At 51.3% G+C, this 23,194-nt stretch carries 11 protein-coding genes; 8 read left to right on the top strand and 3 right to left on the bottom strand.

The window, feature by feature from the left end:
* Window positions 1-39: 39 nt before the first annotated feature.
* The gene (locus AAA857_RS05145) at window positions 40-966 is read left to right on the top strand and encodes a PfkB family carbohydrate kinase (RefSeq protein WP_338173806.1); all 927 of its coding nucleotides are present in this window, start codon (window positions 40-42) and stop codon (window positions 964-966) included.
* Between the two features lie 3 nt (window positions 967-969).
* Here AAA857_RS05145 and AAA857_RS05150 read toward each other — a convergent pair whose 3' ends face one another.
* From AAA857_RS05150 to AAA857_RS05160, 3 genes are all read right to left on the bottom strand, one after another.
* Window positions 970-2,460, bottom strand: a complete 1,491-nt coding sequence (locus AAA857_RS05150) for a hypothetical protein (protein ID WP_338173808.1) — start codon at window positions 2,458-2,460, stop codon at window positions 970-972.
* A 100-nt stretch (window positions 2,461-2,560) separates the two neighbouring features.
* Window positions 2,561-3,583, bottom strand: coding sequence for an EF-Tu/IF-2/RF-3 family GTPase (locus AAA857_RS05155; protein ID WP_338173810.1), 1,023 nt, complete (start codon window positions 3,581-3,583; stop codon window positions 2,561-2,563).
* Window positions 3,584-3,625: 42 nt separating this feature from the next.
* A complete protein-coding gene (locus AAA857_RS05160) occupies window positions 3,626-4,096 on the bottom strand; it encodes an acyl-CoA thioesterase (protein ID WP_338173812.1) in 471 nt (156 codons plus the stop codon).
* A 133-nt stretch (window positions 4,097-4,229) separates the two neighbouring features.
* Between AAA857_RS05160 and AAA857_RS05165 the strand changes: the two genes are divergently transcribed.
* The 7 genes from AAA857_RS05165 to AAA857_RS05195 all read left to right on the top strand — a co-directional run bounded on the left by AAA857_RS05165 (window position 4,230) and on the right by AAA857_RS05195 (window position 23,187).
* A complete protein-coding gene (locus tag AAA857_RS05165; RefSeq protein WP_338173813.1) occupies window positions 4,230-10,055 on the top strand; it encodes a hypothetical protein in 5,826 nt (1,941 codons plus the stop codon).
* Window positions 10,056-10,063: 8 nt separating this feature from the next.
* A complete protein-coding gene (locus AAA857_RS05170) occupies window positions 10,064-10,870 on the top strand; it encodes a hypothetical protein (protein ID WP_338173815.1) in 807 nt (268 codons plus the stop codon).
* 1 nt (window position 10,871) lies between these two features.
* Window positions 10,872-11,414, top strand: coding sequence for a hypothetical protein (locus tag AAA857_RS05175; RefSeq protein WP_338173817.1), 543 nt, complete (start codon window positions 10,872-10,874; stop codon window positions 11,412-11,414).
* 9 nt (window positions 11,415-11,423) lie between these two features.
* Window positions 11,424-12,299, top strand: a complete 876-nt coding sequence (locus tag AAA857_RS05180; protein ID WP_338173820.1) for a TatD family hydrolase — start codon at window positions 11,424-11,426, stop codon at window positions 12,297-12,299.
* Window positions 12,300-12,387: 88 nt separating this feature from the next.
* Complete coding sequence (gene coaT / locus AAA857_RS05185) at window positions 12,388-13,479, top strand: choice-of-anchor T family protein (protein WP_338173822.1); 1,092 nt, start codon at window positions 12,388-12,390, stop codon at window positions 13,477-13,479.
* Between the two features lie 122 nt (window positions 13,480-13,601).
* The gene (locus AAA857_RS05190; RefSeq protein WP_338173824.1) at window positions 13,602-14,393 is read left to right on the top strand and encodes an enoyl-ACP reductase; all 792 of its coding nucleotides are present in this window, start codon (window positions 13,602-13,604) and stop codon (window positions 14,391-14,393) included.
* Between the two features lie 10 nt (window positions 14,394-14,403).
* Window positions 14,404-23,187 carry a beta-ketoacyl synthase N-terminal-like domain-containing protein gene (locus AAA857_RS05195; RefSeq protein ID WP_338173825.1) on the top strand — a complete coding sequence of 2,928 codons (8,784 nt, stop codon included), beginning with the start codon at window positions 14,404-14,406 and terminating at the stop codon, window positions 23,185-23,187.
* The last annotated feature ends 7 nt before the right edge of the window (window positions 23,188-23,194 follow it).

Here is a 23,194-nt window from a genome sequence, read left to right on the forward strand (position 1 = left end):
CATCGGTAAAACCATCAATCACCTTCTCTTGGGCCGTCCATGAGCGTCCTCATCGTCGGTAGTCTAGCATACGATTCAGTCGAATCTCCGGAAGGGTCCGTTCGTGAAGCTCTTGGCGGTTCTGCGACGTATGCAGGTCTTGCTTGCCAGTTTCACTTGGACCGCATGCAACGTTCTTCTGCAGCCCTTGTTGGTGTTGTTGGTGAGGACTTTGACGAACAAGATCGCACCGTTCTAAGCGACGCAGGGCTGAATCTTACGGGAATTCAAGTTGCTCCGGGAAAGACGTTCAGATGGGAAGGAAGTTATCATGGCTCGATGGCTGAGGCGGTGACTAAAGCCACGTATCTCAATGTCTTTGAACATTTCAAGCCTGAGATCGCACCCCCACTCTCGTCACCGTCAATCGTCTTTTGTGCAAACTTGCATCCGGGGATTCAGGCCTCAGTCATGGATCAAACATCCCCACAAAGGTTGACCATGCTGGATTCGATGAATCTATGGATTGAGATTGCTCAACCGGATTTACTGAAAGTTATGCGCCGAGCTGATGTGGTTATCATCAACGATGGTGAGGTGAGAATGTTGGCGGGAGATGACAACATTGTACGAGCCATGAACACCTTGGCGAAGGAAACTTCAACGTCCACTTTGGTGGTCAAACGAGGCGAGCATGGTGTCATTGCTCTCCATAACGGTCAATGGATTGCGCTCCCTGCATATCCGACTGCTGATATTGCTGACCCTACCGGTTGCGGTGATAGTTTTGCAGGTTCGCTCGCAGCGCATTTCTCACTCAGTGAAGGCCCCGTTACCTTGCATGAACTCAAACAAGGACTTGCTGTTGCAACCGTTACAGCAAGTTTCACCCTGACGAGTTTTGGGACAGAGGCACTTTGCAAGTTGACGACCGAGCAATTTGAACAACGGCTGGCGGATTATGCCAGCATGATTGAATTCTCGTAACACTCAATCGTCCAACTGTCGAACTCGTCTATCGTCCTCAGGAACCGATGCTTTGAGGTCTGCGAAGGACACATCATCCAGATCGGGGGGTCGGCGCTCTGAATCCATTTCCCCAACTGTAGCCAGCATGGTTTCTACCTTCTCCTGAAGTCGCTCCATCTCATCTTGCCCAAACACACCACCGTTCTCACTTGAGAGATTACGCAGCACCTCTCCAGTTTGCTCATCATGCGCTTGTTGGGCCTGCTCACGTAGTGCTGAAGATGTGGTGCTTGTACCGTATGGAGAAGGTCTTGATGGGGCTTTTGTTCCTGAAAGAATCTCTGTGGCTACCTTGCGCAACTGGCTGAGGAATCCCCTGGGGCTGGCAGCCGTTCGAGGACGCGATTGCGGGCGGTGACGGGGCCGGAAGGAGGACCGGTCAGGGTCCCGTGGCTTGCGAGGTTGTAAGAGGGGTCTTTCACGTTCAAGGGTAATGTTTTGACGAGGCAGGGGGAGGGTCTCAACCTCGTCTCCGGCTGGAATTGTGTCGATGAAGGGAATCAGTTCAGCATCGAGGAGTATGGGTTCCTCCTCCTCTTCCAGTATCTCTTCAGTTCGTTGGGGGATGTGTACTTCATCTTGCCCAAAAAAAGACGGCAAGAAGGGTTGAGGTGCTCGGTATTCATGGGGCGGTCGGTCGGACTCTTGATGCATCAGCGGCCGTCGTTGTGGTTCCAACACCGGAAGATGAACGGGTACTGGATGATGGTCAGCAGGATAGGTCGCCCGTTCCGCTGCGGCCTGCTCAGAGTGCCAGGTGGAAAGGAAACTGGGGAGAATCGTAGGCTGGGAGGGTTCAGGCGAATGCGTAGGCATCCACTCGGGCTCCTGTTCTTGCACGAAGGGCACCGCTTCGTCCAACTCCCCTTCACCAAGTGATGAAAGAAACATATCGATCGGTAACGGTGTATTGATGACAACAGGCAGTTCGGGGGCAGGCATCAACCCCTCCTGCTCTTGATGCGTACGGTCAACGCTATTCCAGGCCAGTCGGGCGTAAGCCAAACTCTTGCCTTTCAACAATTTGTTAACCATGAAGGTGAGGTGTCTGAGAACATGTTCGTTGCCAAACAACACATGGGTGTCGTTTGATGCAGTTTGAATCGTTACCGTAGGTTGTCTGGTAAATATTCGTGCGAAAATTGCAGCTCCCCCAAGCAACATGAACGACCACTGGTACACGGGCGGGACCATATATCGCCATCCAACCCATATGGAGACAAAACCCATCATTAGCAACCAATTTGGGACCAGATTGGATGAATGATGTTGGACGCTATCGATTGCCCCCACACGCACGTTAATCGCAGAACTTCGTTTACCTTGGATGGTCAGCATGCGCTCATCCAAGCTGATAGTGGCCCGTTCCGACGGTTCCGCCAACCGCAGCGAAGTGAACATCTCTGTATCACTTTCACTCGTTGGTACAGATTCCTGCCCAATTTCGTGCATCCCATTCCGAGGAGCATCGGGGCGCGGTTATCAATCCACCGCAGAACGCAAGGAAAGTAGAGGCGAATCGTTCACCGCAATGCTTCCGCCGACAAGACGTTTAATCTTGTTTTTCAAGCTTGGCTGAACCCATGATTCTGGGTTTCGAATCCAGTTGAGCGATCAGCACTTGCGGCGGGTTTGTTTTACGAATGAAAAGCGGGCTTTCCCAGGTCACATTCAGTCTCGAACCATCACTGGAGGTAACTCGGCCCACAACAAATTGCAAGTCAACACTGGCGTGAATCACATCGCCAACCGCCAAAGAGCGCTTTTGGAACGGCGAAACCGACAATTCAACAGACGAATCGACATGTTGTTCAACCGCTAGCGGCACTGAGGTGTTGGTTCGCTTATCTTCAACCGCTGGATGAACGATGATTGTGCCTCCAGTAAGATGGTCTTCCTTTGCATTTCTAAGCGCAAGGCCGACTCGGTCTCCAGCAGACGCGCTGGGAACATCATCGTCCATTACTTGGAGCGATTTTGCGCTTCCTCCTCCGTTAGCAGGTAAGAGAATCAGTTCATCGTGAACGCTGACGGTCCCTGATTGCACATAGCCAATAGCAACCAAACCGATTCCCTTCACGTTGAAGTGTTGATCAACAGGGATGACAAGCGGTGCTTCTGCATTTGCAAGCAAATCAGGAATGCGTTGGTCCATCAGGGTGTACAGGCACTCCCGCAGGTGTGGTCCATCGTTCTTTTCAAAGGTCCAGTGAGCCAAACCAGCCTGTTTAAAGAGCATAGCGACTTGGTCTTGGTCAATCCAAGAACCGTCTGCAGGATTGAGGACAGCGACTCCGTTGGTGATGCCTGAACTGGCGAAAGCGACAAGAACTTCTCCGAGGGTAGCATTGACTTCTGTGACCTCAATGATTCCAACTTGAGCGGTTGAAAGGGCGTTGAGGAAGGGTGGCAGCCGTTCGGGGTATTTGGCTGGGCGAATCAGAGAGAGAATGCGTGCCCCGCCCCCGTCCATCTCCTTGTGGACATAGGTGTGCACGTCACGCTGGTCTGCGGCTTTTGCAATGCTTTTAGCCAGTTCATCCGATCCGATCATGGCGATGTTAAGTACGACCATATGACGCCCACCGGAGACTTCCTCATGAAGGTGGGGGTGGTTTCAAGACGACCGTTTGGCCTTTTGGGCCAGCATGTTCTCACGGATGGCTTTCGCTTTTGCCCATTCTTCTTTTTCATCGTCTGTCTCAGGAGTGTATTGTGGGATCGGAATCGGGCGCATCATCGAATCGATGGCCACAAAGAAAAAGTAGCCTTCGCAAATAATGTTCTTTTCCCATGTGGCCTTACTCATCGTATAGGCTGTGACTTTGGTACATGCTGTATGGCTGCTGGTGAAGACGACTTCTCCAGTGACTTCCAAAAGATCGCCCTGGCGTGCAGGTGCGATAAACGTCAAGGTGTCAATTGAAATCGTGACAAATTCACGGTGGGCGAATTTGGCACAAGCGATGCCTCCTGCTTTGTCCATCAGGGAAAGAAGTCGTCCTCCAAAGAGGGTATTGTATGCATTGGTATCCTGAGGAAAAACCTCCTCAATGAGGGTGACGGGTTCGGTTGAGTAAGGGTCCATGTTTCTCCCAAGGTGTTCTCCCTCATAACTCATGTTAACAACAACTTGTGAATTCATTGGTTTTTAAAAGACGTTGACAGGAGAGCGACGAGGTTTTATGTGGATGAATCCTCCGGGGAGTGTAGGTGACACCATGCCGAATGAAACACCCCGTAGAAGTACACCATTTTTCCTCGTATTTTTGATGCTCCTTGCCCCGTTCGCTGGCGCAAGTGTCACAACCTTCGCAGACGGTTCCTCAGAAGTTGATGTGGAGATACGAAACGGTGCAGCACTGACCAACATTGTCGACGGTGCCATCGACCTTCCCGTTGGAGAAACCGTGACCGGAGCTTCAATGACCATCTCCACAGAAATGGTGGAACATGCTGCTCATTCAAGGATTGACTTGGAAACCAGTGACCGAGTTTGGAATCCCGCCCATAACAATCAATTGACTGAGTTTTCAGATGAGACCATGTTCCAATACGAAGACAGTTCAGGAGATGCTACGCCGTTGTCGCTCAAGGCTGAAGGGTTCTTGACTGATTTTGAAGGAACGTTTGCTGGATTTATGGATTTCTCAAGTCCACCCCCTTCAAGTCAAGGTTGGGTCCATGGTGCTTTGTCTTCGACCGATGCGCCTGCAAATTGTGCCTCGGGTAACGATTGCTGGGGGACAAACCTTGGCGATAACAATTACACCGACGATAACGGAGAACTCCCGTACGAACTGTATATGAATTCTCCAGAGTTGTACGTTGACCCTACACTCAAGAGCAAGACGGCGACCTTTTCCTCCTGGCACAGTCTCGAAGCATATGCAGGCAGTGCACAAAATTCAATTCGTTACGCGGATTGTGCTTACATGCAAATCCGCTCCTCGCCTAATCCAGGCTTCCCCCCCGACTCAACAGGATTCCAGTTTCTCCCGATTGACATTGGAAACAGCACGGGAATCAGTTTCAACCAAGGTTATGCTCAACGGGCAAATGGATGGCAGTTGGACAACAAAGTGAACACCGGGTGCAGTGGACTAGACACCGCCTCGGGCCCGAAAAATCACGGACTTGCGGGATCCTCAACGTACGCTCAGAACCCCACTGGGTGGGCGACCCTTGCAGTTGACCTGAATGATTTCATCGGCGATTATGTTCAGATTCGTTTTATTTTGGAACACAACGGTGTCCAAGAAGTCGATATCCCTCTTGATAACAACATGTCCGGATGGCATATCGACAACTTCCGTCTCGGTGATGTACTTCCCCAAAATGCCAGCATGACCGTTCGGGGTATTTCTCCCTCGGTGTTCGGGGGTGAAAATCATCCGAACGGCTACGGTTTGTTGAGTATTGAAGCATCAACATCACTCAGCGCGCAACTTTCGGTCGATGTATTGGATGCGAACAACCGAGTCATCAACGATACCTCTGGTGTGCCGATGATCGGACTTTCTGGAGACATCATCGAACTTTGGGATATTGACACATCAAAGTATTTCTCAGTTAACCTTCGTTTCAATTTTGATTCAGGCCCAGACCGCCTCTCAACTGCAGTCATGCATGGATTTAGCATGGGTACGAGAGTCGGTACAGGATTCAACTCCACATCTTCTTCTATGGGTTCTGTTTCGAATGGAATTTGGTCAACGCCGGGGGCGGGAATGCCGATGATTTACACTCCAGAAGTGATTCAAGAATCGTTCTCAACGAGCTTTGAGCGAAGTAAATTCAGTTATCCAATCACTTCGGTAACGCCCTACATACAAGATGATTGCAGCGAATCTCCCGATGTGAGCATCATACCTCTCGGCCAATCCTCGAACGTCAATTTAACGGTGGACGTAAAGACCGATTTCGAGGCACCAATCTTTGGCTTCACTTCAATGACTTCCTACATGGGTTCATGTGAAGTGAGCGGTATTTGGTTTGATTTGGAATTTGGACACCACGCTGAAAACCTGCGAATTGACATTGCTGATGATGGCGACGTCGACTATGGGTTCACTGAACCTGCGTTTGGAATGTTTGGACGCCAGACGAACTTTATCCTCAACAAGGTGGACAACATCAACTACGCAGCAGACGATGCGAGCATGACGTTGAATGTTAACGGCGAGGCCGAAGGAGCCTTTTTCATGCTTCCTGCCGGAGCTGAAGTTTCATCGGCTGATGTTTCGTTTGATGACGTTACCATTCGCTCAAATTCAAATCCGTCCGAAGGGTTTGAGCTCTCCCTTATGGCGGGGTCACAAGCCGTGTCTTTGGGCGATATGCCGAACAGAAGCATCATTATTACCGATGCGCTTCAATCCCCACTGCTGCTGAAAGAGGCCATCAACAGCCTCCTGACCAATCCATCGGTCGCAGGAAACCATGAAGACGAATTCGGACGGTATTGGGTCACCTTCCGGTTCGCAGTCAATTCACCAAATGCCTCATCAGGGACCTCTCTGAATGTGGTTGGTCTTGATGTTGTTTACAACTATTCCACCACCATTAACGCTCTTGACGGGTTTGATATTGAACTCAACCAAGGAATTGCACTTTGGACTGGAGGGGGCGCCAATGCTCGTGTTCCGGTCGCCGTACATTCTGATTCCGGAGGCGGTGTGCAGTTGAGCGCATTGTCTGTGTCCTCAAGCACAGGATACGCCAACACGCTCTCGGTGACGAACAATCCAGCTGGACTCTATCCAAACGGAGAAATCTATGAAGTCATCACGACGCACGCTGTTGACCCATTGACGGGAACAGCACTGTCTGAAGCTTGGGTGACGTTAGAGACTCCAGCAGATTACATCAAACTCACATGGTCGGACTTCATGCAATTCTCTGAAGCCAGTGACGAACATGACCTCATCACGCTCGAATCCACGTCCTCAGTTTCGGAATTCACCAATGGAAAGCAAGTGACTTGGCATTTCCGTGTCAATTCAAACTGGGATGACACTGAAGCTGTCCGCATGTATGCAGGGCTTACAACAGCAAGCAACGTTAACGGCCTACCTGACGCTCTCTTGTTTGACCCAAGCGTTGGTAATGCCGTTGAAAACGATGCAGGGATTACAACCTTTGAGTTGCAAAACAGCATTGGAGTCGCACAATCTCTAACGAATGCAGAATCCGGTCAAGACATCAATCTCGTGGGTGAAGTCCGACTTGAAGACCTCCCATACTCTCCAGACCCTGCAGCCTACTTCCTTGTTCTAGAACTCAAGCATGTCAACAACACCGACGGAAACATCACCATTGAATGGGAAGAGGTCGCTAACCGCTCGGGGATCATTGGTGGCGACTTTAACTGGAATGTTGACCTTGGTTCAGCAGCAGGAGTTGAGACGTATCGATTCGCCTTACGCGGTTACGAAGGTGGCGATATTCTTTGCCCGCCTACCATGTACAATCCCGATGAGTCATGTGCCATTCCATTTGACATCACGATCGATACATATGAGCCAAATTTGCTGGATATTGAAGTATTGAGTCCTGGGACAGACGACGATTGGCGTCTCTTGCTTGACGATACATGGGTTGTTCCTCAAGAAACTCAAGAGATTCGAATGAGCAGTCAAGATCTGCCCAATCCACCAGCAACACTTGACTTGCATTACTGGGTGGAACACGATCACGACGCCAACAGCGATGGAATACCAGATGCTTCAGAGTACGCAACCATCACCCTCCAAGGGGACGGTGAGGCTCCAACCGCAAACTACTCCGGAGAATTCAACGACTATGCCAACGTCGGACAAGACCCCGCAGGAAAGGTATCGCTTTGGATTGAAGGCTACGATCTAGCAGGTAACCCAATTGATGGTGGCGCTCCTGGATTTGAGAACGACAAGGTAACCTACGTGTCCATGTCGTCCGAAAGTCCGGTAATACGCAACTTCTTCGTTGAAGATTCCCAGGAAAACAGTTTCCTCAACTCTGCTTCAATGCAATGGGAAGGAAAGTGGAACCAAACCATGTACGCTGGGAACACGTACCACCTTCTCGCAGAAGCAAACGACGATAACGGATGGCGGGATGTTGATTACTTCAAGATCGTTCTCGACAAAACTCGTGATGACATGACCGTTTGGTACTTCCCGCGCAATGATACTGCGTGGACCGACAGCCCTTACATTGAAATCGTTCAAGAAGACGATGATAACGAGGGGCCGACCCTTCGTGCAATGGATGGAACCGCTCTTATCGATCCGTTCGAATCTGACTTCATTCTAGACATTCCAGTTCGAATTGACTGGGGCGTTGTTGGTTTGACGGCAGAAAGTACGCCAGAGTTGTTTATGCAAGACTTGGACAACGCACTCTACCGAATGCTTCCATCTCCTGGCCGTTACATCCAGAAGTGGTACTACAGCGATGGAATTCGACTCGACGTTCGCACTGACCCTGTGAATGACTTGATGATCACGCCGTACTTTGAAGACATGAGCGCACCCTACACACAAGACATCCGTCAAGGATTCATTTACTCCGGGGACACCATCCAATTCTCGGGCCAATACGCTTACCAAGATGGCATCTTCAACAGTGTATATGTCACCCCTGAAGCTGAACTCACCATGGAAATTACACGTTTAGAAACACTTGACACCCAAGAGAGCAGGGACAAAGGATACGTATTCCAGTCCAGCGAAACCACCTATCACAACTTCTCTGGCGGAGTGTTTGAAATCAACATCACAGCACCGGTGTTCACGAACGAATACACCTATGAATTTAAGCTGGTCAATCTTCCAGCCGGTGCAGAGGATTTCACCGCTGGTTTCTGCGATGATTCAACCGTTTATGGATGCAGTACCTTCAACATAAAGGTTGACCGGACCGCACCAACAGTTCTCGCAAATTCATGGCTGGCTCAAAAAGGTGCAACGGGTGATATCATCAGCGATGTATTGTCCACTGCTACCTTCCACTGCGTCGACATTTCAGTGACCGTTGCGGAACAAGAAGCCATGTTCTACGGAGATTTAATGGTCAATTGGAAATTCTATGACGACCCTCAAAATGACTTGCCATGGGGCGAATACGTTACTGCTTTCGGAACTGCAGAGCCAAAGAGTGCGGCTCTTGAACTTGGGACTACGCCTGGTGGATATGTTGGCTCGGCGACGTGTCTTGACTTGTGGCCGTTGAGTGATGGACAATTTGACCCTCCTCAAAGCCAAATGGGTGGCGTTGAGATCGTCATGTGGGTGTCTGGTGTTGACTCTGCTGGGTCCGGCGTACGCCTCGGTGGCGGACCTCAGGACGACGGTTCAATTTCACCGATTGTGTCCAGTATTGCCCAACATAAATCGATGTACTCCTTCATTCACGAAGAGGCTACCTTTGAGATTTTGAATGTCCGCCTTGATGAAAGCCCTCGTGTTGGTGACACCATGACCCTTGAGGTTGAAGTTCGCAATACGGGCACAATGGCGGGGGGAACTCAACTCACGGTGAAGTCCGTCATGAACGGCCTGACTCCGGCCTCAGAAGGAACCATCGAAGTGACCGAACTTGGAATCGGAGAGAAAGCATGGTTCAAGATTGTACTCGAACCCTTCGGTGAACAAACCACTGGTATGTACTATGTTGTCTCCGTGAACGGCACAGGCGATGTATTGTACGACGGTAACGACGCCAACGATGCTTTCAACGTCAAGGTTGCGGAAGAAGATGACTCATCCAATTTCCTCCTCATTGTCGGTCTCTTGGTCGTCGTGATTGGTGTTCTTGGTACATTGGTCGTCGTTCTCGCTCGAAAGGGCAGCGCTGACTCCATGCTCGATGACGAATACGAAGACGATGATGAGTATGTCGGAGGATCAAGCGATAAGGTTCTTGCTGAAATTCCAGCAGACGTGGACCCAACGATGGCTCAAGCGATGAAGGAATTCCCTCAGTGGACGCAATCTGAAATACAAGGTTACTTTGACCAAGGATGGGACATTGAAGCCCTGCACGATTGGGTCAACAATCAGTGAGGCATCACATGTCCTCCCAGCATACCTGGGCCGATGAGGTCTGGACCGACCCTGAAGGGGGCAAGGTTGTGATTCATGGAACACTTCCGACTGTGGTTTACCCGAATGTCATGCGCCCTCGAGGCACATGGCATGGTTTGGCGATTCTCGATTCCCCTGATGTTGTCGATATGTGGGTGCAAGAGGAAAAAGACGAAGCAGAATCGTATGGGGTTAACATGACCTATGGCCTCATATCCGGAGGTGCTTTCTCAAAGTATCTTGAAGGAATAGACTCTCTTGAAGATGTCCAAGGAGGACGGTTCCCTGATCCTGAACCGAGAAGGTTACAACGCAATGCAGATCGTCATGAGCGGGATGTATTTTTCATTGAACCTCTTGCTGACGATGAAGATTGGAACGACTACCTGACTCAGCAAGCAAAAGCAGTTTCTCATTGGCGGAAATTACTGGGCATGGTCAGAAGCGGAAAACGATGGAAACGTTCGGTCAAAGAGAACCTTTTTTTGGCTCAACCCCCTCCAAAAGGGCAATCAAACGACCTCTCCTCAGTCAGTGTACTTGCATCTGCATGGTGGGATTTGAATGAATGGTTGAGCACTTCGGAACTGAACAAACGAAGGGACGTCCGTTTCGCCAGTCGAATCCGTGGCGCACTGGCTTCACTACGTGCAACCCATGGGGATGAGGCTGTGCTTCTTGTCGTTGCTCATATGCCTCAACGACCGCTGATTCTTGAGGCATTGAAGGACCTTCCTGAAAAAGAGGAGATTTCATCAACAGTGACTCACAGCGAAGGGTCGGAGGAGGAGTGAAATGGCATCAGGTTCAGTCGATGTTCGAGTGGAAAATCAGCTCGTACGTTTCGTATGTCCAATCCCCATCGACCAAGAAAAAGTCGTTCAGATGGTTGGGGGGCAACGCAATAGCGGCGTGGTCATCAAAGTCTTGGACCGACCTCGAGCAACTCTTGTTATTGACGAAGAAGGACGAATTGTCGTTCACGGAACTCATCGGGTTGAGGCTGCGAGGGCTGCAGCAAAGGAACTCTTGCTTCGCCTTGGCATGGACGATGCTGGTCTTGTTGCCGAGTTGGGCCCCGTTGTTACTTCATTCAAGTACGAGCAACCCATCAACCTCCAAGCCATTGCTGGCTCGTTTACATCCGGGACAACCGAATACGATGCACGCCTTGGATGTACCATTCTTACCGACACACGGCACAAACTCACGGTGCAAATCTGGCCGAATGGAAAATGCATTGTGACGGATGCTCGGCATCCAAATATGGTCGCCATGGCTGCTGTTTATTGGAAGAATCAGTTCACTGAACGTGGCTATTTTGTTGACCAAATTTGAGGGAAGGCCATGACGTATGACGGTCCAATCTTGGACAATCATTTCCATCTCAATCGTAACGGTCTATTCTTGGATGCTGCGAGGGACTTTCAGCGTGCTGGAGGCACCGATCTTGTCCTTGTCCACTGCCCTGATTTCTCCAACCCTCCCGAAACACATGCAGGCCATCGTGCTGCTTATCAGGACACCATTGGCATGGCTGCTAAGGTTCGTAGTGAAGTAGGATTGGGAGTTCGGGTTGTTCTTGGACCGCACCCCGCTGCTTTTGCTCACCAGTTTGAGCGATGGGTTACGGAGGATGAAGTCTCTGGGGAAGAAAAGGCCATCAACAATTACCGGCACTCCATAGATGCGGCGTTGGAGTTTATCGAAGAAGGTGATGCTCATGCGGTGGGAGAGGTTGGAAGGCCCCATTGGCCCGTTGAGGAGCGGATTTTGGACCTGTCGAATCAACTCTTGGACGAAACCATGCATCTCGCAGCACAGCAAGGATTGCCTCTGCAGTTGCACGTTGAAGGGGAAAGCGAGGCAACCTATCCCGACCTCGCAAAACGTGCGCAAAAGCAAGGGATGGACCTCGTAAAACTTGTACGGCATTATGCTCCAGCGAATGTTGACGCATCTTCAACTCACGGTTTAACGCCGAGTGTCCTCATCGGGAAAGGGGCGTTGGAGGAGTTGATGAGTACCTATGAGGCGGCCAGCCACGGCTTTTTCCTTGAAACGGATTACATGGATGATTTACGAAGGCCAGGAGCGGTATTGGGTCCAAAAACAGTCCCAAAACGTACACAACAACTCATTGCGGCAGGGCTTCCTGAAGACATTCTTTGGAACACACACCAGGAACTAGCAGAGCGAGTCTACGGTGCAGAGTCCCCCTGAAAGTAATCCTTGGGAAAACAACAATCTTCTGGACCGTTTATCCATCACATTCATGAAAGGGAGAGCCTACCCTTGTCCGGTGTGCACCATGCATTCGACACGAAAGTTAACACTTTTTGCCGTTCTCATGTTGGCCATGTGCTTGCCCCTGACCGCTTCCTCGCAAATTCCAACGGCACCCGGAGTGGAGATGGACTGCGACAATAAAAATCCAAAAATTGATGTCCGCCCTCCTTCCAGCAGCCCTCAGGTGCAAATCATCTGTACCTTGACGAACCCATCATCGTTTGAGGAGCAAATCTCCGTTGACAAAGAATGGGACGGCGTGGAGGTTGAAATGACTCTTGAAGAAGACTCGTTTACACTGGCGGCGGGGGACGCAGAAGAGTTCACCGTTACCTTTTCAGGAAACAGCAGGGCATCGGCTTCCTTGGTGTATGATTTCACACTGATTGCCGTTGTAACAAACGTCCAAAGTTTGGATTGGCCGGATCAACTTTCCTCCAATGCAACCGTTGAGGGTGAGTTGGGGATTGAAGCCTTTGGAATGGTTGACCTAAGCGTTGCAGACAAGAGCACCAGGAGCATGAATTCTGGTGAAGAAACCCCCATTGCATTCCAAGCCCAAAACAATGGAAACAGTGATGACGATATTCGTATCATCATCCAGAATCAGGATGAACTTGAGGAGGCAGGATTCACGTTCCCAGGAGGTGCAACTTTGACCTTGCCTGTAGAAAAGGGCGCCCTTTCCGAAACACGAGAATTCACCATCCGCTCGCCGAATGAGATCCCTGAAGACGCTCGCTACCAACTCATACTCCAAGCTTCGAGCGTCAACGACGATGACGCAACCCTTAGCGAGACCACTCTTAGCATTCAACTTGAAGCAAACACTGGGGCTGGAAGCCTCGGCGGAGGTTTGGAAGAATTCAGCAAGGATGACGCCGTTCTCTACGGTGGGATCGCCGCTGCCGGACTGTTCGGTATTGTTCTGGTCGTCGCTCTGAGTAAGGCTCTTCGAAAGCGAGCCGACTCGCAACCAATGTACGTTCCACCCGTTGACGTTGCAGATGAAGAAGAACCTAAAGACGAATTTGACTTTGAGGATTTGGACGACGATCTTGACAGCTTGTTGGATGATGTCGATGATTTAGACGATGTCTTTGCAGACCTGTAATTGCACCCGGGCTTTCGGCTCATTCGGAAAGGTGACCAACTGGCGCTCTAAGCGCCGTTTTCAAAGGCAACACTCAAAGGCTTGGTGTAGCGGACTACACCTGTTCGTCACGGAGTGTTTTCATGCTGAGTTTAGAAGGGAAAACAGCGTTTGTCTTCGGTGTCGCTAGCGAAGACTCCATCGCTTGGGCTATTTGTCAACAACTTGCTGCGGCTGGAGTGACGCTCTACCTGGGGTACCAGAAGCGATTCATGAGCCGTATTTTCCAATTAAAGGACCAACTTCCATCAATCGGAGGGTTCTATCCACTGGACGTCGAAGCAGACGCAACAACTCAGGAATTTTTTGATGCATTTGCTAAAGACCACCCCGGCAAGAAGGCAGATATCCTCATTCACGCCATTGGATTTGCACCGAGGGCTTGCTTTGACCGACCGATTCTCTTTGTTGAGGGAGAAGACATCAACACGGCAATGACCATTTCTGCTAATTCATTGCAGCGCTGCTTGAAGCACGCCCTCCCCTATCTGAATCCAGGGTCATCAACGGTGACCTTGACGTATGCGGCCGCAAACAGGTATGTGCCCAATTATGGCATCATGTCCATGGCAAAGGCTGCATTGGAATGCTGGACGCGTGAACTGGCGTGCCACCTCGGCCCGGAAGGTCACCGAGTGAATGCCATATCTTCCGGACCCATACGAACGATTGCGGCAGGGGGTATTCCTGGCTTTGACCGAATCTTAGACCACGTCGAAGCCAATGCTCCTCTTCGAAGGAACGTAAGTCAACAGGATGTTGCAGGAGCAACATTGTGGCTCTCAAGTCCGCTTTCTTCTGGAGTTACGGGGCAGTGCATTTACGTTGATGCTGGTTACTCAATTACGATGGTGCCGGAGAGCATCATGAATTAAGGTGAACAACATGACCATTACCACTCAAGACGGCAAACCATGCGAAGGGCTCGAACAGGGCCCATTCGAACCGATTGCCGTCGTAGGTGTGGGAGCCTTGATGCCCGATGCTCCGAGCATCGATGCCTTCTGGCAGAACATCATTGAGAAAAAAATCAGCATCGCACCTCTTCCTGAAGGGAGATGGCCAGGTCCTATGGACCATTTTTGGAAAGAAGGGGGCCCTGGGCAACACACTGAGGGATTCACCTACTCGAAAATAGGCGCTCTCGTCAAAGGCGATGCGTTTGATTGGCGCCGATGGCGTCAGCCGCCAGGCACGCTCCCCCAAATTGACCCGTGTCAGTTGTGGGCGGTTTCCGTTGCGGCCGATGCGATTGAGCACGCCGGATACGACGGTGAAGTGAAGGACATTGACCGAACCAAAACCGGAGTCGTATTTGCCAATGCGTTGGGTGGCGAGAACCGAAACCTTTCCAACATTCGTGTTTGGTCAAATCACACCAAAGAAACTGCAATTTCTCATGGAATGCCTGCGGGAAATGCTGAATCCTTTGTCGCTAACATCAACGAAGGAACACCGCGTGTTGACGAAGACACCATGCCCGGAGAACTCGCGAACGTCGTTTCAGGAAGGGTCGCCAATCTCCTTGACCTGCAAGGGCCGAATCATGCAATGGACGCTGCCTGCGCATCATCCATGGCTGCTGTTTTGGATGCATGCAGGTTGCTTCAAACCCGTCAAGTTGACGTGATGCTTGCCGGTGCAACGGACCGAACAATGGACCCAGCAACGTTTGCTAAATTTTCCGCTATTGGGGCCCTGTCCCCCACCCATTCTTCTCCTTTCGACGCCCGTGCTAATGGATTTGTCATGGGAGAGGGTGCCGGGGTGTTGGTTCTCAAGCGATTGAGCGACGCCATCGAATCGGGTGATGAGATTTACAGTGTGATCAGGGGCATAGGCGGCTCTTCGGATGGGCGCGGAAAAGGAATCACTGCTCCAAGTCAACGCGGTCAAATACAAGCCATCGCACGAGCCTACAATCAAGCAGGTTATCCTGCTTCTTCTGTTGAATTGGTTGAGGCCCACGGGACCTCTACGAAGGTGGGCGATGCTACAGAATTGTCTACACTGTCCCGTTTGTGGACGGGTCTTGGTGGAACTGGCAAGGTTGCAGTCGGTTCGATCAAATCGCAAATCGGCCACCTCAAAGCAGCGGCAGGAATTGCAGGCATCATGAAAACGGTCATGGCTCTCCACCATCGCACCATTCCGCCGAGTGCGAATTTCGAAACTCCAAATCCAACCGTGGATTGGTCCAATATCCCCTTCTTCGTTCCTACCGAGGCGCTTGAATGGCCCCGCCCAACCGACAACCCCCGCCGTGCAGGGGTGTCAGCCTTCGGGTTTGGTGGGACCAACTTCCATATCGCTCTAGAAGGGTACGAGCCAGATGTACACCGTCCACTCGCCTCAGAATGGGAGGCTCGATGGAGCGCATATTCCCAAACTTCACCAAAGAGCATGGCCCCTTCAATCCTTGATGCAACCGCAACGCCATCAATGAACCACAATGAATTGAAAGCCATTGAGGGAGGGCTTCTTCTTCTTTCATCAAACCACATTGATGGATTGAAAGGTGCTCTCGGGGCATTGGAATTCACAGGAGCACGTTTTGACGAAGACCCGCGTGGCCGAAGACTTTCTGAAGCTCTTCAGGCGGCAAGTCAATCCTACGACCCACAGGGCGGCGTTCGAATGGCGGTCATCGCCACATCATGGGCAGAATTTGACAAGCGCCTAGGGTTGGCTCTCAAAGCCATGGACGATCCTGAAAAGTGGGGCTTTCTCCAATCCCAAGGTGTCCTCATCAGTTCAGAACCATCGCTACCTGCTGAAGCTAAGGTTGCTCACATGTACCCAGGACAGGGCAGTCAATACGTTGGTATGACCAATGACCTCGTCAAACGTTTTTCTCCTGCTGCATTGGTTTGGGAACAAGCCGATATCACGATGGTGGACGTCTTGGATGGAGAGACGCTTTCCAGCTTTGTCCTAAGGGATGCACTGACTGGTGAAGAACGGATTGAAGCAGAACATAAACTCAAGCAAACAGAATACACTCAGCCGGCAATGCTTACCGCAGACCTGGCCATCGAACGTACTCTGAACGCCTTTGGACACCACCCCGACATGGTAGCAGGCCATTCGCTGGGCGAATATGCTGCCTTGATGTCTTCAGGAATTCTCGATATGGACGGTGCTCTGAGGGCTGCTGCAGCCCGTGGTACTGAAATGGGCTCGGTTGAAATTGATGACAAAGGCCTCATGGCCAGCGTAACAGCGCCCTATGAAGAGGTTGCAACAATCCTTGAAGCGGCGGACGGTTACGTCATTGCTGCGAACAAGAATTCACCAAAAATGACCGTGATTGCGGGAGAAACGGAACCCGTTCGGGCCGCTATGGCTGCTTTCGAGGCCAAGGGGTTCAACAGCGTCGAACTCGCAACATCCCACGCCTTCCATTCGCGAATTGTCGCTCCTGCAAACGAACCCCTACGCCGTTTCTTAGAGGGGTTGGAAATACGGTGGCCGAGCATTCCGATTACGGCCAATGTAGACGGGGCCTTCTACCCAATGGACGGAGATGATTCCAAGGCGGGGATCTTGAATCAACTCGCTCCTCAAATGGCTTCCTCAGTTGAATGGACCAAGCAAATTGAAACCATGTATGATGCGGGAGGACGTGTCTTTTTGGAAGTTGGACCAAAGCGCGCCCTGACCATGTTTGCCATGCAAATTCTCGAGGGTCGCCCGCACGTTCCCATCATGTCCAACCATCCCAAACAAGGTGGCATCGCTACATTCCTTACAGCTTTGGGCGCACTTGCACTGGCTGGACGCCCACCTCAGTGGCCGGATTCAAATTCAGAAATGTTGAGTGAAGCCTTCAGAGCAGGGCCGATTGAAGCACATCAAGAAGGGGCCATCGGAAGCGGTCCATCTTCAGCCGACCTTGAATCGCTTCGTTTGAGAGCACGACCGCTACCAAACGGTGGCGCTTCTACAAGCGCACCCGCTCCTTCCATGGTTCAACAACCAGCCATGGACAGTGATTTTGCTCTTGAGCGAGCCATTCGTGCTTATGTGGGCGACCGAATCGGCACCTTCAGCAATTATCCTGCTTCTTTTTGTCACGGGCACGTCATGCTTCGTGAGGGCTTGGGCTTGAGTGAAACCTCCATCCAACAAGTGATTTCAACCTTGGCTGCGGAAGCAGAAACCGACGGCGAATACAACGCAAGTCTGGCCCAAACTGCCGGCGACCTTGCCCGCTGGGTGCGTAAGCCGCCTTCATCATGGACGCCAATGTCGTCCGTAACTGCTCCTGCTCAATTGCAACAACAAAACATCCAAACTGTTTCTGCGCTGCAGACACGTTCCGGCTCTTCTAGAGACGTAGATCCGTTCGTCATTACTGGAGTCTCGCTTGGGTTGCCCGGCATGGACCGTGTCTTTTCAGAAGATACGTTTGAGAAACTCGTTCGTGGAGAAACATGCATCAGTGAAGTATCCGATGAATACAAACAGCGTCTGTTGGATAAGAACATTGTCCGTTTGATCAAAGGTCGTGACGGTTCGGTGAATATGGACCAAGCCACAGTGTTTGGAGACATTCCGCAACTCGCAGGGCTCAAGGGTGCATTCGACCTTTCCGAAGAATTTGGAATCGATCCGAAAGCGGTCCTGGCTTGGGACATCAGCACTCAATTGTCGGTTGCTGCTGGATTGTTAGCCCTTCGTGATGCTGGAATCCCATTGACTCCGGTCGAACAAGTCGGAAAGGGTGGGCTTCGACTCATCCGAAACTGGCAGGTCCCTCAGATACAGCGTGAACGAACAGGTATCGTCTTTTCATCGTGTTTCCCAGGATTGCAAATGGCTTCAAAGCATGCAAAAACCAACGGAGATGACGGTGAAGGACGCTTTGACCGACGCTACCTCTTCCAAGCCCTGAACATGGGGCACTCACAATTCGCTCAATATACAGGGATTCGCGGGCCCAATACCACCATCAATCTCGCTTGTGCATCAGCCACAGCCGCTTTCGGTGTTGCAGAAGATTGGCTGGAAAACGACCGTGTTGACCGTGTCGTCATCATCAGTGCAGACGATGTAACCGGCGACGACCTCTGGGAATGGATTGCTGGAGGGTTCGCTGCTTCCGGTGCGGCTGCAACCAACAATGTTGTCGAAGAAACAGCCTTACCGTTTGACCGACGGCGTAACGGACTCATTCTCGGAATGGGAGCCGCAGCCTTTGTCGTTGAACGCCATTCTGAAGCCAAGCAGCGTGGGGTGCAGCCAATCGCTGAATTCCTTGGTTCAACAACGGCCAATTCAGCGTATCACGGAACACGTCTTGATGTGGAACATGTTGGTCAAATTGTCAACGGTTTCATCACTTCCATGGAACAACGGTGGAACATTGACCGGCATGAAATCGCTCCAAAAACGGTCTTCTTCTCTCACGAAACCTACACTCCAGCACGAGGCGGTTCAGCACAATCCGAAGTCAAGGCCCTTCGAGAAACATTTGGAGATTCTACAAATAAGTTGGTGATTGCCAATACCAAAGGATTCACAGGACACCCAATGGCGGTCGGTATAGAAGATGCAAGCATGTTCTATGGAATGCTCACTGGACGTATCCCTCCAATCGCCAACCACAAAGAAAGAGACCCTGAATTGGGTCAATTGAACCTTTCAACCGGTGGAGATTATCCCGAACTTAGATACGGTCTTCGGTTTGCCGCAGGGTTTGGCTCACAAATCGCACTTTCCCTGGTTCGCCGATGGCCGATTGAGGGTGAGCGTATCAATGGAGCGGTGTTGCTGGCTTGGGCAAGGGACCTGGCTGGAACAGATGACGTCGTGTTGCGAATCCTTCAGAACAAGCTCGTGGCTTACGTCAACGGAGATGACAACCTCCACGGCGGCGTTCAGGGTGAACCCTGGCAGCCTACAGTGGACTGGGAAGGAAAACCGTCCCCTCAACCCGATGTTGCTCCACCGGTTCCGGTACACGTGCCCGCTCCTCCGGTTGTTGTGCCCGTGGCCCAATCAGCCCCTGTCGCCGTTGTAAGCGATGGATCGACCGTTCAAACGGTGATTGATGTGGTCGTGACGCATACGGGTTATCCGTCTGATTTCATAGAACTGGACCAAGATTTAGAAGGTGAACTTGGAATTGATACGGTGAAACAAGCAGAGATCATGGCAGATATCCGAGAAAAGTTTTCACTTCCGGTGGATGAAGATTTCATTCTCTCCGACTATCCAACCCTGAACCATATGATTTCCTACATCCAGCAGATGACCGGGGGGGCCGTCACCGTGGCTTCGCCACAAACGGTCGCATCCCCTTCACCCGTGGCTGTCAAAGAGGTCCTTCCCGACATCAAACCGGCAACTTCAGTCGTACCCGTGGTGGACGATGCATCCATGCGAGATATTGTCGTTGAAGTTGTTGTTGAACATACAAAGTACCCAGCTGATTTTATTGAGTTGGACCAAGATTTGGAGGGGGAGCTTGGAATTGATACGGTCAAACAAGCCGAAATCATGGCCGATATCCGTGAACGGTTTTCTCTTCCAATCGATGAGGACTTTGTTCTCTCCGACTATCCGACTTTGAATCATATGATGGGATACATCCAGAAAATGCAGGGCGGGACGGTTTCAACTCCTGAACCGACGCCTGCTCCGGTTTCCCCAGTGATGCCTGCGGCGGCTTCTGTAGAGGCTGTAAAGCCAGTACGAACGCCAGCCGCAGCAGGAACCAACCCTGACATTGAAGCGGTTCTTGTTGAAGTGGTCGTCGAACATACCGGTTACCCAGCGGACTTTATTGAAATGGACCAAGATTTGGAGGGCGAACTTGGAATTGATACTGTCAAACAAGCCGAAATCATGGGAGACATCCGTGAACGGTTCACACTTCCAGTCGACGAGGACTTTGTCCTCTCCGACCATCCGACCTTGAATCACTTCACAGCCTACATCATCAAGATGACAGGCGGTGTATCTTCTGATATCGAACTCCCTCAGGAGGCAACAGTAGAGGCGGTAATTGGTCATGATGACCACCATGTGGTATCCATGGGCACCCGTCGTTGGCAGGTTGAAGTTGAAGACTGCAACGGCACCCCAAGCCCACTTTCAATTGATGGAACCGTCGTCGTCACCGATGACGGCTGGGGTATTGCAGAAGCCTTCTGTCAGCGTATGGATGCCCGAGGTTTGCACGCGGTTCGTGTTGGTTTCGAAAGTCGAATCCGAGACCCCTCCGTTCTTGACGAAGGGGGACGAACTGTTTACCGAGCTGACCCTGAGCAACCCGAACACCTGGCATGGGTTTGCGAACAACTCAAGGCGACTTCCATTGGCGCCTTGATTCACATGGCTCCTATGAAAATCGCCTCGGCACAATGGGAGGAAGATACGACCCCTTCTTCACAGATCGCTCTTGCAGGCCACGGATGGTTTGCTTTACTCAAAGAGTTAAACAACCATCTTTCTGATCAAAAGCCTGCTGTGGTCGCCTCCGTGACCGCAATGGACGGGCGCCATGGAAACATTGGTGAACGTTTCAATTCAGTTCAGTGTGCTGCCTCTGGCGTAACCAAATCCTACGCCTTTGAGCGACCGGACTTGCGCTGCAGAGCCATTGACCTTCACCCTGATCTTCTCTTTGAAGAAGTTGCGGCTGCTAAGCAGATTGAACATGACCTGTTCGAACTCGATGGAGATGTCGAGGTCGGTCTGGACCGTGATGGACGTCGTTGGGCCCTCGTAGCGTTTGCAGAAGACCTTGTAGACGAAACTCAACCCTTGACCAAGGACGATACATGGCTTGTATCGGGCGGTGGTTCAGGGGTTACTGCCGCGTCCGTGATTGGAGTTGCACAAGCCAGTCCAAATTCAGGAGCGCACTTTGTTCTCCTCGGGCGCTCGTCGTTGATTGAATCAACACATGCGTGGGTTGGTTGGGATGATGCACAACTTGCAGAGGAAAAGAATGCACTCCGTGAACGGCTCATAGAGGCTTCAGAGAATGGCAAAGTCACCATGGTTGAATGGAACAATGCATGGCAGAAATTCACTCGGAGTATGGACGTTTACATCACGATTGACACCATTCGCCAATCTGGGAATACTGCGGAGTATCGGTCTGTGAATGTCATGGATCACGAGGCTCTGACGTCTCTGGGAGAAGGACTTGGAAAGCCGATTACTGGAATCGTTCACGGGGCAGGTCTGGAGGATTCCAAACGTGTCACGGACAAATCTCACGAAATCTTTGACCGAGTCGTGCGTGTGAAAATCGATGGATGGCGAGCACTTCTGGGAGCAGTACGTGCTTCTGGACGGGATTATCCCGAGTTTGCCGCTTGCTTCACCAGCGTTGCTGGCCGTTTCGGCAATGGAGGACAAACTGACTATGCCGCAGCCAATTCAGTACTGGATGCAGAGATGTCACGGCTTACGGCGAGTTCCTCTTGCCGTGCGGTGGCTATTGGATGGACCGGTTGGCGAGACGTCGGCATGGCAACACGCGGTTCAATTGAAGCCGTGTTCGAAGCGGCAGGAATTGAAACGCTCTCCGTTGAAGACGGTGTCAACATCTTCGTTGACGAAGCCCTTCGTGGTGGGAAAAGAAGAGTGCTCGGTTGTGGTTCTCTCGGTCTGATGGACCGTTTTGACTCCTTCCGAGAAGCCCCGCTGAAATTACCTCCCGGCATGGCTGCAACCATTGCCGACCCTGCCCGTTTCCCGTTCATTGACAAAGTGTTGAATCTCGAAGAAGGGTCTGGTATGACGACCCAATGCACGCTCTCTGTTGAAGACCACCCTTTCCTCACCGATCACGCCATTGATGGTGTGCCGTATCACCCTGGTGTCATGGCTCTTGAGATGTTTGCACAAAGTTCACTTCTCTTACGCCCCTCAACCTGCCTAGCAGGCTTTGAAGACGTCTCGTTTGGCTTGCCTGTTAAACTGATGAAGGGTCCAATGACGGTTCGTGTGGTGGCTCAATTGGACCGCCAAGATGACGACATGACGTGGATCAAGTGTTCTTTGGTGTCTGACCTGACCAATTCTAAAGGAGAAGTGTTCGGAGAACGGGAACACCATGTTGCGACCGTACGCCTGGTAGAGAAATGCGAGGACTTGTGCCCATTCCTTCAGCGTGAGGTCGATGAACTTCCGGGAATTGGAATACCTCCAGCAGGAGAACTCATACAGAATCCAGCTTTCATTTACATGCGCTATTTCCACGGAGCGAGGTTCCAATCTCACGGAGGTGTGTTGCAAGGTGTTGGTGATGAAGAAACACCTGGAATTGACGGACTTGCCCTGATGCGCCATCAACTCCCTCTAACGGACCAGTTTTCAATTGAAGCCGATGGAGAATCCGTTCTATTGGAATCCCTGCCGATGCTCATTGAAGCCGGTTTCCAAAACGCAGGTTTGGTTGCGATGGAATCCAAGGGCTTCAGCAGTCTGCCGGTCGGCATTGGTTGGTCGACCATGCTCCGTGTCCCTGAGAACGACGAAACCCTTCGTCTAAGGAGCATACAAACTTCCTCGGATGATGACGGAGTCACTGTTCATGACGTCGTCATTGTCGGTGACGATGACGCACCGGTATTGGCGATGAAAGGTTTGAGATTGAAAGCGATGGCTCCAGTTGCAGACGAACAGAAATTTGAATTTAATCGTTAAGCGGTGG

The organism is Candidatus Poseidonia alphae (assembly GCF_943787815.1).
Classification (GTDB): Archaea; Thermoplasmatota; Poseidoniia; order Poseidoniales; family Poseidoniaceae; genus Poseidonia; species Poseidonia alphae.